The organism is Aquabacterium sp. NJ1 (assembly GCF_000768065.1).
Classification (GTDB): Bacteria; Pseudomonadota; Gammaproteobacteria; order Burkholderiales; family Burkholderiaceae_C; genus Aquabacterium.
On the sequence record NZ_JRKM01000001.1, the window covers coordinates 1444853 to 1460409 of the forward strand.

The 15557-nt window shown below is 63.7% G+C and carries 11 protein-coding genes; 4 read left to right on the top strand and 7 right to left on the bottom strand.

Annotated elements, in window-relative coordinates:
- Positions 1-46: 46 nt before the first annotated feature.
- From JY96_RS06230 to JY96_RS06240, 3 genes are read right to left on the bottom strand one after another with little or no spacing between them, the layout of a single operon-like run.
- Positions 47-748, bottom strand: coding sequence for a hypothetical protein (locus JY96_RS06230; RefSeq protein WP_152606377.1), 702 nt, complete (start codon positions 746-748; stop codon positions 47-49).
- Positions 720-2003 carry an N-acetylmuramidase domain-containing protein gene (locus tag JY96_RS06235; protein WP_052162199.1) on the bottom strand — a complete coding sequence of 428 codons (1284 nt, stop codon included), beginning with the start codon at positions 2001-2003 and terminating at the stop codon, positions 720-722. The genes JY96_RS06230 and JY96_RS06235 overlap by 29 nt, the downstream gene beginning before the upstream one ends.
- Positions 1966-5040, bottom strand: coding sequence for a type VI secretion system Vgr family protein (locus JY96_RS06240; protein ID WP_081961083.1), 3075 nt, complete (start codon positions 5038-5040; stop codon positions 1966-1968). The genes JY96_RS06235 and JY96_RS06240 overlap by 38 nt, the downstream gene beginning before the upstream one ends.
- A 158-nt stretch (positions 5041-5198) precedes the next feature.
- Here JY96_RS06240 and JY96_RS06245 point away from each other — a divergent pair, with 158 nt between their 5' ends.
- Positions 5199-6101, top strand: coding sequence for a DMT family transporter (locus JY96_RS06245; protein ID WP_052162201.1), 903 nt, complete (start codon positions 5199-5201; stop codon positions 6099-6101).
- Positions 6102-6137: 36 nt separating this feature from the next.
- Here the strand turns inward: JY96_RS06245 and JY96_RS06250 are convergent, their stop codons facing one another.
- On the bottom strand, positions 6138-7952 hold the full coding sequence (locus tag JY96_RS06250; protein WP_052162202.1) for a phosphodiesterase: 1815 nt from the start codon (positions 7950-7952) through the stop codon (positions 6138-6140).
- 126 nt (positions 7953-8078) lie between these two features.
- Positions 8079-9233 (bottom strand): acyl-CoA dehydrogenase family protein, encoded by a 1155-nt coding sequence (locus JY96_RS06255; protein ID WP_035035882.1) that lies wholly within the window; start codon positions 9231-9233, stop codon positions 8079-8081.
- 165 nt (positions 9234-9398) lie between these two features.
- Between JY96_RS06255 and JY96_RS06260 the strand changes: the two genes are divergently transcribed.
- The 3 genes from JY96_RS06260 (at position 9399) to JY96_RS06270 (ending at position 12027) form a co-directional block, all read left to right on the top strand.
- Positions 9399-10277, top strand: coding sequence for an SDR family oxidoreductase (locus JY96_RS06260; protein WP_035035883.1), 879 nt, complete (start codon positions 9399-9401; stop codon positions 10275-10277).
- A gap of 115 nt (positions 10278-10392) precedes the next feature.
- Positions 10393-11145: a hypothetical protein gene (locus JY96_RS06265; RefSeq protein WP_035035884.1), complete on the top strand. Its 753-nt coding sequence runs from the start codon at positions 10393-10395 to the stop codon at positions 11143-11145.
- Between the two features lie 180 nt (positions 11146-11325).
- The gene (locus tag JY96_RS06270; RefSeq protein WP_035035886.1) at positions 11326-12027 is read left to right on the top strand and encodes an START domain-containing protein; all 702 of its coding nucleotides are present in this window, start codon (positions 11326-11328) and stop codon (positions 12025-12027) included.
- Between the two features lie 40 nt (positions 12028-12067).
- Here JY96_RS06270 and JY96_RS06275 read toward each other — a convergent pair whose 3' ends face one another.
- Together JY96_RS06275 and JY96_RS06280 are read right to left on the bottom strand one after the other, a co-directional pair.
- Positions 12068-14782 (bottom strand): response regulator, encoded by a 2715-nt coding sequence (locus JY96_RS06275; protein ID WP_052162203.1) that lies wholly within the window; start codon positions 14780-14782, stop codon positions 12068-12070.
- A gap of 13 nt (positions 14783-14795) precedes the next feature.
- Positions 14796-15557 carry an ABC transporter substrate-binding protein gene (locus JY96_RS06280; RefSeq protein ID WP_052162204.1) on the bottom strand — a complete coding sequence of 254 codons (762 nt, stop codon included), beginning with the start codon at positions 15555-15557 and terminating at the stop codon, positions 14796-14798.

The following is a 15557-nucleotide window of genomic DNA, read 5'->3' on the forward strand; positions in this document are numbered from 1 at the left end:
GGCGTGAACTGGGTTGCCAGTCACGCCGTTTGTTTTGGTACTCAGACTACTTGCAGACGGACAACGCTTTGCGGGCTGATGCGAGATCTTTGAATCCGTTGGGATTTCCTAGACAAGTATCGTCTTGCTCAATTGATACCTTGCCGTCCTGTTCACGCAACTTCAACAGCACGGTCATGTACCGCCAACCAGCACCGATGTCCTGAGGGTTCTTTGCCAGAGGTTTGTCGGTCAGGTAGTAGCTGATGGAGAACAGCAGGGCATCTTGCCCCTTCACCCGTGCAAGGGCGCGCGCACCATTGCACCAAGTATGACCGTCGGCTTCGTTGAGTTTGATGTCGTGCTTTGCAGCTTGCTTCAGATCTTTGTCATAGACAAAGAGGGTACAGATGCCGCCGCCAGGAATCGGAATGGAGTGCTTGTTTCGCGCCAGTGCAGCATCTCGCACGGCATTTTGTTCCTTTGACCTGATCTGTGCTCCTGCAACGTAATACACCTTTTCGTTCCAAAGCATGCGGAAAAAATTGATTGTCTCGTAGTAGTCCTCTTCCTCAAACCCCTGAGCAACTTGATCGCGGTTGATCGCAGCTTCAAGACTATGGACGCCTTGAAGCCTGAAACCCACCTCCTGCTCAGTCCACGGAAATTTGCGGTCCAGAGAAATCTCCGCATGTGATCCGGATGAGCACAAGCAAAGCGCCACGACCGCACCGGTCCAGTTATGTCTTCTGAGAAGCAAATTTTTCATACGCTGCATGCATCTTGGTGTCGTAGGCATTTTTTTTGTAGCCACCGCCGTTGTAGTAAAGAGCAATATTCGCCCAATCCTTGCCTTGCACAGCGCTCCAAAGCTTGCCATTAGCCTTATGTCGGATAAAACCTGCCAACAACCTAATCTGACCTGCCTCTCCGCCACACATGATCGTAACCATGTCCGAGGCAGAAGGTTGTCCACAGTTCTTAAACTCACCGCCCATGATCTGGAACTTCCCCCATGAGCAAGACGCCAGCGCTGCTTCTGGATCAAGTCGATATGCATTGATCAATCGAAGGTAACTGGTGGAATGTGAACCATAGCGATCCGCTGCCGCCGCCTCTTTACTGGAGGTATAGGCTGGACCAGAAATGTCGGGATGTGTTTTGTCATAGGCACCCTTGGTCAATCGCTTGAACCAATGGCGCTCAAACAGAATGCTGGGGACTTGCTTGCCATCAACTGCGTTGAGCCTCCAGAAGGAGGCGCCCTTGGTTTCGACGTCTGCAATGGCCTTGAGCACGGCGACTTCGCAAGACAAGCTTTCGGCAGCGTCTTCCCACTGCTTTTCCGAAATGCGCGCATCCTTGTACGAGTCAAAGAGCGTAATCAACCCTTGTGGTATCTCTATCCCTACCTGAATGATCGCCTGGCCATTCTTGCCCTTGGTTTTCTTCGTGTTCACGTTCGGGTTGTTTTTGTCGGGCCCTCCCTTGCCTTCTCCTTTCTTCCTCCCGTCCGAGCCTGGTTTACCGGGCGCGTCTTGAGGGTGGGGTTGGGTTAAGCCATTGAACACCAATGCCCCGCTTACCAAAGTGATCAGTTTGTGGCCATAGTCCGAAGCGGTCCGGCACACATTGATCCACTCGCCTTGCAGATCCTGCACCGATACCTCCACGCGGGACTTGGCGTCTTTCGTTGTTACCCTCTTGGCGGCGCCATTCGCTGACGTTTGGCCAGCACTGGTCTGCCCATCAAACTTGATCTTGTAGCGAAGATTTTCAATTGGGTGTCGCAGAGCATCGAGAAACAGCACGCTGACCCCAAATGCCGTTTCCTTTGACAGATACAGTGTCTGCCCAACTTCAAGCAAGTTTGGGTTGCTGAGTTTATTCAGCGCACGCAAGTCCTGCACGGACTTGCCACAACGCTTTGCAATCATGCCAAGGGTGTCGCCTCGGCGGACCAGATATGGGTCTTGAACGGACTGCTCAGTCATTGCTGCCTTCCCCATCATGTGCATCGTCATCCAAGTCGTCGTTCATAGCTATTTCGATGCCTTGCTCGACAGACCATCCGTGCCCAATGGTCAATGCGTATGTGATCTGCTTCGCGTCAGTCGTAAACAGACTTGCCGTGAATTCATCTGCAGGCCCCGCTGAAAGACCAGCAATCTGCTTTGTGCCTTCATATGCCACCACCTTCTTGGAACCACCAAACGGAAGCCACGCCTGGGGATAGTCAGTGAAGCCTATCGCCTCACTGTAGAGTGGTGATTCCAATGAAGGTTTGATACTCGGCGCCGGCACACTTGCAGCCAAGCCATCCGGCAACGCCATCAAATTCGCCGAGCCCCCGCCCCCACTTCCCCACGCATGCGCCGCCCCCTTCACCGTCCACGTTCCCGGGCAGGTGAAGGTGATGTCGCCACCCTTGATCACGATCTGGCCCTGGCCGGCTGTGAGGGTGATGCTGTCGCTGGCCTGGATGCGGATTTCGTCGGTGGTGCTTTGCACGGTCAGGTCTTTGTCTGACCAGATCTGCTGGGCGTCGGTGTGGGCGCGCAGGCTCAGGGCGGCATTGGCGGTGATGGCCTTGATGCCACCGGCATGGGTGTAGAGGCTGGTGGTCTGGCCGCTGACGCTGCTGAGGGTGTGAGCGCTGGTGAGCTGGGCGTCGCCCTGGGTGGTCAGGCTGGTGTCCTGGCCGCTGAACAGGCTGATGCTGCTGGGCGTGACGAAGGCGGCCGTGGTGGGGGTGTCCAGGTGCAGCAGCGGTTTGGCGAAGCGCTCGACCGGGTCGCTCAAGGTGCGGCCGTTGGCTTTGCGCGCTTCGTGGCCTTGCACAGGGCCGTTGTATTGGCCCTGGGTTTGCGGGTCCATGGCGTCGGCGTGTTGCTGCATGGCCTGTTGGGCATCGTGGCTGGTCAGGCCTTGGGCACCTTGCTGGCGGGCGCTCTGGCTCAGTGCGTCGCCCAGTTGGCGGGCGGCTTTGAGCTGGCCCACGGCTTCAGCGGCGTCCATCTGGGTGCCGTTGACGCTTGCGCCTTGTGCGCTGCGGGCGGTGGTGCTCATGAGCAGGCCTTCGCCAGCGCGGACCATGGCCCACCCTTCGGTGTGGCCGTAGAAGCCTTCGCCCAGCCATTGGCCGCGTTGGGCGCTGCCACCACCGCCCTGCCCGCTTTGCTGGATGATGCGGCCCAGCGTCAGCTCGCTCCAGCCGGTAGCCGCGCTGTGGCTGGCCAGGCGCATGCGCAGCTGGCCGGTGGCGTCATCGATCAGCCACTGGTTGGCACCTTGTTCGTCCAGGTGGGGGTTGTGCCAGCCGGAGATGGTGCCGGGGTGGTTGGCGCCGGAGTCCGCACCCGCGGGCCAGGGCAGGTCGTGCTGGCCATTGTGCAGTTGACCCACCACAAGGGGGCGGTCGATGTCACCGTCGACAAAATCCACCAACACTTCGGTGCCCGCGCGGGGGGTGAAGACGGCACCCCAGTTGGGGCCGGCCACGCCTTGGGCCACGCGCACCCAGGTGCCGCTTTGGGCGTTGCCGGGGGCATGGCCGGTGTCGGCACCACCGATGGTTTGCGGGGCGCTCAAGGCACCAGCCAAGGGGGCCGCACCGCGCTGCCAGCCGAACTGGATGCGGATGCGGTGGTCGCGATCGGTGGTCAGTGGCTCGCCTTCATTGGTCACGACCACGGCGGTCTGCAGACCGGGCGCGGTGGGTTGCCGCGGCGGCATGGGGACCAGGCGGGCGCTGGCGGGAACGGCCTCGAACGTGTTGCGGTAAGTGCCCTCTTCCACATCGGTGCGCTGCAGGAGCTGCGCAGCCTCATGGCCCAGGTTGTTGGCCGCCTCGTGCGTGATGCGAGTAGCACAGAAGGCGTTGTCCGCGCCCGTGCCCAGGTCTTGCGTGTACAGGCTGTGCTCGGTGAGCTGGAAGGTGGCACCCGGGCGCAGCACGCGCACGGCGCTTTGGCCGCTTGCGCGCACCTGGTTCAACTGGTGGGCTGCCATCAGCGCTTGCGCGCGGGCGTCGGCGGCCTTGCTGCTGGCGGGCTGGGGTGTGCCCACGCGGCCGTCGGCAAAGCGGCGCTCGCCTTGGCCGATGTAGTGCTCCAGCGTGGGTTGTTGGCCGAGGGCGATGTCCGCCGCCGCGTTGGCGCTCACGCCGGCCAGCTGGCGTTCGTCCCAGGCGGCCAGGGTCACGGCATTGGTGCCGATGTGCTGACCCACGCTCCAGGCGGTGATGGTGTCCTGCGTTTGCCCCAGGCCCAGGCCCGATGCCACACCGGACAGCCCCACGGCGTTGGCGACACTCGCCAGCAAACTGCCGCCACCCGACCCGCCTCGCAGGTCGGGCTTGCCAAAGCGCAGGGCGCCAAGGTCCGCGCGCTTGGCCAGTTGATCGAAGATGACCAGCGTGTGTTTGGCGGCACGCGGGCCAGCCAGGGCACCTGCGGCCACGCCGTCGTGCTCCAGGCGCCAGCTCCAGCCTTCGCGGGCCATCAGCCGGGTCACAAACTGCCAGTCGGTCTCGCGGTACTGCGTGGTGATCTCGTGCACAGGGCCCGGGTCGGCCACGTCGAGCTTGAAGTTGGCTTGCGGGTAGGCCGCCAGCACGCTGCTGATGATGTCGGCGCTGGTGGCGTCTTGAAAGATGCGGCTGTCACGGCGTTGCTTGAGCCAGTGTGTGAAGCCGTAGAGCGTGATGCGGAAGGCGCCTGCGCCGCCGTCGCTACCCAGTTGGGCGACCTGACCGGCGTAACCGTGCCAGTTGCGCCAGTGGCCATCGGCCTGCATCAAACGCAGGGTGACTTGCTCGCCGGTCAGGGCCTTGAGTTCAAGGAAGGCGCTGGTGCTGAGGCAGTCGATCTCGGCGTGCAGGGGCTCGTCTGCATGCACCGATTCAACAAGGCGGAAGTGCGTCACCACCAGGGTGCCCGACGCCATGGGCGTCTCGAGCTGGATCAGGCGCGTGGCCTGCCCAATGCCCAGTGCAGCTTTGAGGCGGGACAGCAATGGAGCGTCCAGGCCTTGCAGGCCACCTGAAAGCGGAAAATTCATGAGGACTCACCTGATCGATTTTTAGGTATAGCGGGCGATTGTCGGCGGTCCGCGCCGAGGGGGCCGCCCCGCTTGCGAGGGGATATTGCAAGCAGTTGTATCCCCAACGGAATCCCCACGCCGGATGGTGACTCCCAGCGCGGGCTAGACTGGCCGCCATGCCCACCGCCGCTGCTGCCCAACCATCCACCCACCCGTCTGTTTTACAGGGCTACCTGGCCGGGTTGGGCACGGTATTCATCTGGGCAGGTTTCATCCTGATTTCCCGGCTGGGCGGCAAGACAGCGCTGACCGGCTGGGACATCGTGGCCCTGCGCCTGGGCACGGCCTCGCTGTTCCTGCTGCCCTTCTCGCTCAAGCTGCCGGCCGGCACCTGGCGTGACAAGCGCTTGTGGACCATGGCCCTGTTTGGCGGCCTGTTGTTCCTGGTGCTGGTGTACGCGGGGTTCAAGCGAGCACCGGCGGCCCACGGCGGCATCTTGCTACCCGGCATGCAACCGTTTCTGGTCACGGCCCTGGCGTGGGTACTGATGGGTGCGCGGCCTTCGCGTCTGCGCCTGTTTGGCCTGATCCCGATTGCGGCGGGCGTGGCTTGTGTGGCCATGCCGCAGATCCTGGGCGCCCATGAAGGGCCGAGCACCTTGGCCGGTGACGCGCTGTTATTTGGTGGCTCGGTCGCCTGGGCGATCTACAGCGTGCTGGTCAAGAAGTGGGCCGTGGACGCCTGGCTGCTCACGCGCTTCGTGGCGCTGGCGTCCTGCCTGGTCTTCATGCCCGTGTACCTGGCCTTCCTGCCCAAGGGCATCGATCAGGTGCCGATGTCGATGTTGCTGCTGCAGGGGCTGTACCAGGGCCTGGGGCCCACGATCGTGGCCATGCTGTTGTTCCTGCGGGCGGTGGCCATCCTGGGTGCGGAGCGCACGGGGGCCATGGTGGCGCTGGTGCCCGTCATGGCTGGCCTGGGTGCAGTGCCCTTGCTGGGCGAGCCTCTGACGGGCTGGCTGGTGGCAGGCCTGTTGCTGGTGTCAGGCGGGGCCTTTCTATCGGCCCGGCTGAAGTAAGGATCAGGCAACAGGCTCAAACAGGTTCAAACAGGTTCAGTTGGCCCGCTGGTCCACATAGACGCCGGTGGCCAGTTGCTTGGCCTTGTGCTTGGCCGCGGCTGCAGCGGTCGCCACCGATTCGGCGCGGTTGAAGTCACCCGGCAACACGCGCATGACACCGGCTGACAAGGTGGTCAGCGGGAAGAAGCGCTGCACGCCATCGCGGTCTTCGGCCTCAATGCCACCACGCGCCTTTGCGGTGTCGTCAAACAGCTCGCAGGCGGCCGCATTGAAGGCGGCCACGGCAGCCTCGATGCGCTGCATCCAGTCCTCGCTCTGGAACAGGATGACGAAGTCGTCGCCGCCCACATGGCCGATGAAGTCGCGCCGCACATCGCAATGCGCCACCAAGGTGTTGGACAAGAGGCGGATCATCTCGTCGCCGCGCCAGTAGCCGTAGTAATCGTTGAAGGGCTTGAAGTGGTTGAGGTCGGCGTAACAGGCAACAAACGAGGCGCCGCTGCCGAGCAGGCGTGAGATGTGCATCGTCAGCGGGATGTTGCCAGGCAGGAAGGTCAGCGGGTTGGCGTGGCGCGCGGCCTCGATGCGCAGCTCGGTCACGGCGCGCACCAGGCGCTCGCCGGTGCCCATGCCCTGGTAGAGGCCGTCCCGAGTGAGGATGAAGCCTTCGGTGAGGTAGCGCTGGTCTTCGGATGTGAGCACCTCGGTGAGCTCGTCCAGGCCCATGTGCACGTCCAGCTGCATGGGCTGCGTGTTGGCAAACAGCAGGCAGGTCTTGTGGTCGTACAGCTCCTTGAAATAGGCCTTGGCGTAGTGGTTGAAGAAGCCCTGGCGGTTGATCAGGCCAATTGGCTTGCCGTCCTTGACCACGGCCAGGGCCTTGAGCGTTTCGTCATCATGAAAGCGCTGGGCCACCTGCTTGTGCGTGGCGTCGGCCCCCAGCGGTGCCACACGCAGCATGAGCTCGCCCACAGTGAAATCACTGCGACCGCTGCGGGTCTTGCTGGGCAGGACGGAGATCTCGCGGCTGGCGATCACCTCGCGTGCAGCAGGCAGCAGGCTGCTCACGAGATCGGCCTGGGGCCGCCCCAGCAGATAGCCCTGCCCCAGTTCGATGCCGAGGTCACGCAGCACGCGCAGTTCATCAGCGGTCTCCAGGCCTTCGGCCACCATCTGCGTGCCGAAGGTTTCGGCAATGCGCCTGAGCGCCGTGATGGTCTGGACCTTGTCCGGGTGTGAGGAGATGTCCTTGGCAAAGTACTTGTCGATCTTGACGTAATCGGGTTTCAGCTCGGCCCACAGGCGCAGGCTGGATCGGCCGTCGCCAAAATCATCCAGCGCCAGTTGCACGCCGTATTGGCGAAGCGCGGCCACCGCTTGCTGAAGGCGCGGCAGGTGCTCGACGCGTTCGTGCTCGGTGACTTCGACCACGAGGCGAGCCGTGGTGATCTGGTGGTCCTTGATCAGGCCGAGGATGCCGTGCGCCACCGGGTGGGCCATGAGGGCCGCCAATGCGCTCGCACTGAGGTTGACGAGCAGACGCCCGCTCATGCCCTGCCTGGCCCAGTGCATCAAGGCCAGCTTGACACAGTGCACTTCCAGGTCGAAGTGGACGCCTTGTTCGCGGGCCGCAGCAAAGAGCGCATCCGGTGCGGCCAGTGCGTGCCCTTTGGGGCCACGCACCAAGGCCTCGTGCCCGAACACTTCGCCATTGTGCAGGCGGCCCAGTGGCTGGAAGTGGGTGGTGAGCAGGCCGCAGGCCATGATGTCCTGCACCGTCATCAGCTGAAGGTCGGCGCAGCCTTCAGTGTCTTGCTCATACGCGGTGTAATGCGCCGAAACCGTCATCGTGACTCCATGAGTGATGCGGCCTTATCGGAGGCCGCATGGCGCCACTTGAATGAAGTTTTTGTGACAGCTCAGGGCATTGCGGACATGGCCGCAGCCGTGATCACAAGCCCCGTCACAGGCCCATCACAGCCCCATCTGCTTGGAGATGATCTCGTTCATGATCTCGTGCGTGCCGCCGCCGATCGAGAGGATGCGGTTGTCGCGGTAGAGGCGCTCGACCACGGACTCGCGCATATAGCCCATGCCACCGAAGATCTGTACGGCTTCGTACGTCACGAAGTCGGCCACCTCGGTGGCGAAGTTTTTGGCCATGGACACCTCTTGAATCGCCGTCTTGCCGGCCTGCATGCGGGCGGCCACGCGGTAGGCGTACTCACGGGCCACATCCACCTTGGTGGCCATCTCGGCCAGCTTGTGGCGGATCACCTGATGCTTGCTCAAGGGCTTGCCGAAGGTGACGCGGTCCTTCACATAGTCCATGCAGGCTTCGAGCGCCATCTGCGCGGTCATGTAGGCCATCACGGCCAGAGCCAGGCGCTCAGCCTGGAAGTTGGCCATGATCAGCATGAAACCGGCGTTTTCGGGGCCGATGAGATTGCCCGCGGGCACGCGCACGTTCTCGAAGAACAGCTCGGCCGTGTCCGAGGCCCACCAGCCCATCTTCTGCAGATTGCGCCCGACGGTGAAGCCCGGCGTGCCCTTCTCGATCAGCAGCAGCGAGACGCCGGCATAACCTTCGCCGCCAGTGCGCACGGCCACGGTGTAGTAGTCGGCGCGCACGCCGGAGGTGATGAAGGTCTTGGAACCGTTGACGATGTAGTGGTCGCCCTCACGCACGGCGCGGGTGCGCAGGTTGGCCACGTCGGAGCCGCCACCGGGCTCGGTGATGGCCAGCGCGGCGATCTTGTCGCCGGCCAGCACGGCAGGCACCACGCGTTGCTGCAATTCGGGCGAGGCGCCACGCCACACAGGCGGGATGCCGATGTCCAGCGAGCCCAGGCTGGCCACGAGGCCGCCGGAGGTGCTGCGCATCAGTTCTTCGCTGACAGCCAGCTTGAGGAAGACGTCGTCAGGGCTGCTGCCGCCCAGGTGCTCGGGGTGGCCGATACCCAGGATACCCAGGTCGCCCGCCTTCTTGTACAACTCGCGAGGGAAGCTGCCGTCTTCTTCCCATTGCGCAATGTGGGGTTTGATTTCCTGCTCCACGAAGCGGCGCGCGGTGGCGCGGGCCATGTCGTGGGTTTCATTGAAGTACGAGGCGAAGGGGCTGGCGGTCATGGGGTGTCTCCTGTGGCGGCTGCCATCCAGGGGCAACCTTGTTTGCATGCCCAATACTACAATCAATTTACCAAGACGACCACCAATTGACGTAAACGTAAGGCACCGCTAAAGTCGGCACCATCCGTTTTCCATACCATCCAGATTCCGAGGACGACACCCATCATGAGCGCGCAACAGCATTACGACAGCATCTTCCGCCCCGGCCTGTTTGCCGGGCAGGTCCATGTGGTGACGGGCGGCGGCAGCGGCATCGGCCGTTGCGTGGCGCATGAGCTGGCCGCCCTGGGTGCCACCGTGGTGATCACGGGCCGCAATGAAGAGAAACTGGCACGCGTGGTGGCCGAGATCACCGAAGACGGCGGCAAAGCCGATTCAGTGGCCTTCGACATCCGTGATGAAGACCAGGTCAAGGCGGCCGTGGCCGGCATCGTGGCCAAGCACGGCCAGATCCACGGCCTGGTGAACAACGCGGGCGGGCAGTTCCCCTCGCCGGTAGCGGCCATCTCCAAGCGCGGTTTTGAAGCGGTCGTGGCCAACAACCTCACCGGCGGCTTCCTGATGATGCGCGAGGCCTACAACCAGAGCATGGCCAAACACGGCGGCGCCGTCGTGAACATGACGGCCGACATGTGGAATGGCATGCCCGGCATGGCGCACTCGGGCGCGGCACGCGCCGGCATGGCCAACCTGACCAAGACGGCCGCTTACGAGTGGGCGGCATCGCACGTGCGCGTCAACGCCGTGGCACCCGGCTGGATCGCGTCCAGCGGCATGGACGCTTACGGCCCGGCCATGGCCCCCATGATCCGCGTGCTGAAAGACAACCTGCCGGCCAAACGCCTGGGGCTGGAAGCCGAAGTCAGCTCGGTGATCTGCTTCCTGCTGAGCCCGGGGGCTTCGTTCGTCACCGGCATCACGGTGGCCATCGACGGTGGTGCGCCGCTGCACAGCCCGGTCATGCCCACGGCCAACCACGCCGGCGCACCGAGCTATGACGGCTTCCACCGTTCGTCGGTGCCCAAGGTGCTGCAGGACGTCTGAAGCGACACCGGTCGGCACCCTACCGGCATCAGTCAGCAAGACCGCACGCCCGTCAGGTGAATGACGGGCTGCATAGAATCGGCTGCATCCTTGTCTGACTTCCCCTCGAAGTGCCATGTCGATTCGCCTGGCCGCCGTGACGCTGGCCCTGATCCTGTTGAACGCTCAGGCCGAAGCGGCCCGCGTGGTGGGCTATGTGCGCGATGCAGCCACGCAGCGCTACCTCTACACCGAGGTGCATGAGCAGAACCTCGCGCCGGACGGCTCGGTGCAGACGGGCGTCACCACCTACTTCGACGCCCAGGGCCGCGAGATCGCGCGCAAGACGCTGGACTACCGCGGCAACCGCACGGTGCCCATCTACCGCATGGACATCCCGGCCGTGCGCTACGCCGAAGGCATCAGCAGCAACACCCCTCAGGCCCTCGTGTTCAAACGCGATGGCGACAAGGAAGAACGCAAGGCGCTGCCGCTGGACGATGGCCTGGTTGCGGCAGATGCGGGCTTCAACCAGTTGCTGCAGGACCAGCTGGAGGCCATCCGCAAGGGTGACACGGTCAAGTTCGGGTTGATCGTGGCCGGCCACACCAACCGTTATGGCTTTCGCGCCAGGAAGGTTGACGAGCAAAAGCTCGATGGGCAGACGGTCTTGCGGGTGCTGGTGGAGCCCGACTCCCTGCTGCGACTGGTGGTGCCGGCCATTGCCCTGAGCTACGAGCCCAGGACGAAACGCCTGTTGAGCTACCAGGGCGTATCCAACATCATCGACCCGGACACCGGCAAGGTCTACAAGCAGATCAGCATCAGCTATGGCGGCACGCCACCTGCCGATGCGCGCCTGCCGGCCATCGCGGTAGAAGCTCGCTGACGGCCAGGCCTAGCCAGGCGGCGCAACACGTTGCGACCCGGCACAACACGGGGCTGGATGCGGCGCAGGTCGCCAAAGGCTCCCTGACGGGCCTCAGCGTTTGCGCGAGCTCAAACCTGCTGGCGCCTGTCGACTTAAGCTGCGCCAACCCGGGGTCTCAACTCGGGATGGAGACGCCCCATGGCCAAGCCCTTGCGCGCAACGATCACGGCCGTCAGCCTCGCCGGCCTGATGCTGCCGGCCCATGCAGGCAACGAATGGGAGCCCGTCCGGCAAGGCCAGGGGCGCGAAGACATCGGCACCTGGGTACGCAGTGTCGATGGCATGGCCGTCAAGGCCTTCAAAGGCGTGACCGAGGTGCACCAGACCACCTTGACCGTGCTGGCACTGCTCGCCGACATCCCCGGCCTGAGCCACTGGGTGTACCAGTGCCAGAGCAGCATCCAGCCCGACCAGTACAGCGCCGACCACACGTACGCGCGCTTCAAGGGCATCTGGCCCGCATCCGACCGGGATGTGCTGTTTCGTTCGACCGTGACGCAGCAAGCCGATGGTTCGGTGCTGGTGGACTCCTTGCAGGTGGAGGGCTACCCACCGCAGGATGGCTTTGTGCGCATGCCCTATCTGCACAACACCTTCCGCCTGGTGCCGCTCAAGGGGCAGTGGACGCGGGTGGAGTTCGAGACGCAGGTGGACCTGGGTGGCCTGGTGCCCACCTGGCTGGCCAATGCCGTGTCGACCAAGGCGCCTTTGGTGACGCTGGAAGGGCTCAAGGCACAAGTGGGCCAGGCGCGCTATCAGATCAAGTCGGTTCAGGACTTGCCGGCCTATTATCACAAGGGCAAGTTGATCGACCTGCCTGCCTGGCACCTGCAGCCGTGAGTGGTTTGCGGGGTGGCATCAGGGCGGTATCGGGGCGGCATCAAGCCGCCATCAGGTTGTCGATGCCGGCGAGCACCTGGTTGATTTCGCGCGACAACTCACCCAGCGCCTGCTCGATGACCTCGGGAGAAGCCTGAGCCTGCACGTCCGCCCTCAACTGTTGACACGCCTGTGAGACCCCCAGCGCACCCAGCGTCGCCGCCACGCCGTGCATGGTGTGCAACATGCGTTCAACCGTGCCTTGGTCTCCATGCACGTAGGCCAGGCGCCAGTCACGCACGAAGTCCCGCTCGCGTTGCGCGAACATCCGCAGCATGCGCATGTACAGCGCGTCGTTGTTGAGCGTGCGGGCGCGGCCCAGGGCCATGTCCAGGCCTGGCAAGGCGGTCGGGCTGGCGGCCGCCTGCAGCACTGCGGCCTGGCCGTCAGCGTGGTGTCGGGCACTGGCCCAACGGCTCAGCGCCCGGTAGAGATCCTCCACGTCGATGGGCTTGGCCACATGGTCGTTCATGCCGGCAGCCAGGGCCTTTTCGCGGTCACCCAGCAAGGCATTGGCCGTCATGGCGATCACGGGCAGCTCACGCCAGGCGGGGTTCTCGCGGATGCGCCGGGTCGCGGTGTAGCCATCCATGCCGGGCATCTGGCAGTCCATCAACACCATGTCGAAGTGCTGCTCGCCCAGTTGCTGCAGCGCGCTTTGCCCATCGCGGGCCACGGTCACCGAGATGCCCACACGCTGCAACAACTCGATGGCCAGCTCCTGGTTGATCTCGTTGTCTTCGGCCAGCAGCACGCGCAAGCCACGCAAGCGGGCCTGGTGATCAGGCAAGGCCGGCCTGGCTTCCAACGCCACCGCGGCATCGGCCCTGGGCTGCAAGACGCGCTGGCAGGCATCGTGCAGCGAAGACGGTGTCACCGGCTTGGTCAGGATGGCCCGCACCTCGACCCGCTCCTGCCGCATGCGCCGCAATACTTCGTCGCGACTGAAGGCCGTCACCATCAGCACCTGGGGCCGGTCATGCCCGGCCTGGATCAGGCGGCGTGCACAACCGACGCCATCGAGGCCCGGCATCTTCCAGTCCAGCAAGACGAGCTGGAACGGCCTGCCCGCGTCCCTGGCATCGTTGACCATGCGCAGCGCCTGTTCGCCATCGTGGGCCTCGTCGACCTGGAAGCCCAGGTGCACGGCCATGTTGACCAGCACCTGGCGAGCCGCGGCGTTGTCGTCCACCACAAGCAGGCGCCCGCCGGCAGGCCAGGGCAAGGCGCTGGCCTGGGCCGCTGCTGCGGTGGCCAGGTTCAGGCGCAGGTTGAAATAGAAGGTGCTGCCTTGGCCCTCGTGGCTGTCCACCTCGATGCTGGAGCCCATCATGCGCACCAGGCGCTGGCTGATGGCCAGGCCCAGGCCGGTACCACCAAAGCGCCGCGCGGTGGACATCTCGGCCTGTGTGAAGGGCGTGAACAAGCGCGCTTGCTGGGCCTCGCTCATGCCCAGGCCGGTGTCTTTCACCCAGAAGCGCAAGACGATGGCACCGGCACTGCGCTCGACCTCGTCCACCCCCACGATGACCTCGCCCTGGCTGGTGAACTTCACCGCGTTGGACGCCAGGTTCACCAGCACCTGGTGCAATCGCAAGGGATCGCCCATGAACCGGTCAGGCAGCTCGGGCGACTGCACGATCAGCAGCTCCAGGTTCTTCTCTTCTGCCTTCAGGCCGATGAGGTCGGCCAGGCCACCGAGCAAGTCGTTGAGGCTGAATTCGACCGACTCGATGTCCAGCTTGCCCGCCTCGATCTTGGAGAAGTCCAGGATGTCGTTGATGATGCCCAGCAGCAACTTGGCCGAGGTGTGCACCTTCTGGACGTAGTTGCGCTGCCGCTCATCCAGCCCGCTTTGCAGCGCCAGCTCGGACATGCCGATGATGGCGTTCATCGGTGTGCGGATCTCGTGGCTCATGTTCGCCAGGAACTCGCTCTTGGCCTCGTTGGCCAGCACGGCCGCTTCCTTCTCGATGGTCAGTTGCTGGCTGCGCGACTCGACCTCGCGCCGCTTGCCGATCTCGTTCATCAGGGACAGGCGCATGCCGTTGATGGATTCGACCAGCGCGTCGATCTCGTCCGGCCTGTGCGCCTGGCGCTGGGGCAGCATCAGCGGGGTGTCGAGGTTGTCGATGGACAGGCGCGAAGAGAACACGGCGATCCGCGTAAGGTGGCGCGTGATCAGCAGGCGCATGCCCATGATGAGGGCAAAGGCCAGGATGGTGGTGCGCACGACCTCGGCCACCACGATGGTGAAGGCCGTCTCTTTCAGGCGCGCATACAAGCCCGCCAGCGACACTTCGACCCGCAGCTGGCCAATGGGCTGATGCTGATCGGGGTGCAAAGGATCGGTGTAGATCAGGGGGTAGACATGGCTGAGCGTGGGGGCACCAAAACGCACCGCCTCGGACTGCGCCTGCGCATGCCCCATGGGCTTGACCTGGAAAGGCAGGTCGCCGATGACACCGGCATAGGTGATGTCGGGCAACTGGGCGATGCCTTCAAGCTGTTTTTCGATCAGTGGCTGATCCAGCAGCCAGACATTGGCCGTCAGGGTCGGCACATGGCTGAACTCGATCTGGCGCAGGTTGTCCTGTACGGCACGCAAGCCCGCGCGGTAGCCCCCGTAGATCTGGTACGCGGCGGCCAGCAAGGCAATGATCAGGCTGATCGTGAGGACCAGCACGGTCATGCGGCGCGTGATGGAGTAGGTCATACAGCCAGACTCCTCACGGCTGCAGTTCTTGCTTGAACGCCCGCATCATGCGGTCATAGTCACCGTTGGCCTTGATGGCCTGCAGGCCCTTCTCGAACACCTCGGACATGCGCTTGCCATCGGGGTGCGTGCGCGAAAAACTCACCCAGAAACTGTCCATCCGGATGGCGCCCAAGCGTTTGATCTGCCCCTTCAGTGCCGGCTCGGACTTGATGCGGTAGTAGCCCGGCATGGTGTTGAGCAGGATGTAGTTCACCCGCCGGGCCACCAGCATCTTGACCAGGTTGCCGTCGGAGGTGGCACTGAGCTTGAAGATGCGCGGGTTCTGCATGAAATCCGTCGGGTAGGTGTAGCCGATGGTCACCCCGACGGTCTGCCCCTCCAGATCCTTTTGTGTCAGTTCGCGAACGGGCGCGTCGGCACGACCGAAGATGGCCAGTTCTTCCCGGAACAAGGGTGTGGGGTGCCAGTAGAACCGGTCCTTGTTGACCCTGGTTCGGGTGGTGTCGAAGCAACCGACCACGCGGCCCTTTTCCGCGTAGTGCAGGCAACGCGAGAACGGCACGACCTCGAAGCGGACGTCCACGTCCTGCGTCTTGAACGCTGCCTTGACCAGCGCCGGCGCCAGACCCTCCGGGCCGGAGCGGTCCGCGCGCATCGCGGAGTAAGGCGCCCAGTCGTCTTCGGCCGCCACGGTGACCACCTCGGTGGCCATCGCGCTGGCACACAGTCCCGCCCACACCAGCAGCATCGACCATGTTGTCCGAATACCCAT

Excerpts from the sequence above, each read along its gene's own strand:
- JY96_RS06230 (WP_152606377.1), bottom strand. The coding sequence starts at position 748 with ATGAAAAATTTGCTTCTCAGAAGACATAACTGGACCGGTGCGGTCGTG.
- JY96_RS06235 (WP_052162199.1), bottom strand. The coding sequence starts at position 2,003 with ATGACGATGCACATGATGGGGAAGGCAGCAATGACTGAGCAGTCCGTT.
- JY96_RS06240 (WP_081961083.1), bottom strand. The coding sequence starts at position 5,040 with ATGAATTTTCCGCTTTCAGGTGGCCTGCAAGGCCTGGACGCTCCATTG.
- JY96_RS06245 (WP_052162201.1), top strand. The coding sequence starts at position 5,199 with ATGCCCACCGCCGCTGCTGCCCAACCATCCACCCACCCGTCTGTTTTA.
- JY96_RS06250 (WP_052162202.1), bottom strand. The coding sequence starts at position 7,952 with ATGACGGTTTCGGCGCATTACACCGCGTATGAGCAAGACACTGAAGGC.
- JY96_RS06255 (WP_035035882.1), bottom strand. The coding sequence starts at position 9,233 with ATGACCGCCAGCCCCTTCGCCTCGTACTTCAATGAAACCCACGACATG.
- JY96_RS06260 (WP_035035883.1), top strand. The coding sequence starts at position 9,399 with ATGAGCGCGCAACAGCATTACGACAGCATCTTCCGCCCCGGCCTGTTT.
- JY96_RS06265 (WP_035035884.1), top strand. The coding sequence starts at position 10,393 with ATGTCGATTCGCCTGGCCGCCGTGACGCTGGCCCTGATCCTGTTGAAC.
- JY96_RS06270 (WP_035035886.1), top strand. The coding sequence starts at position 11,326 with ATGGCCAAGCCCTTGCGCGCAACGATCACGGCCGTCAGCCTCGCCGGC.
- JY96_RS06275 (WP_052162203.1), bottom strand. The coding sequence starts at position 14,782 with ATGACCTACTCCATCACGCGCCGCATGACCGTGCTGGTCCTCACGATC.
- JY96_RS06280 (WP_052162204.1), bottom strand. The coding sequence starts at position 15,557 with ATGGGTATTCGGACAACATGGTCGATGCTGCTGGTGTGGGCGGGACTG.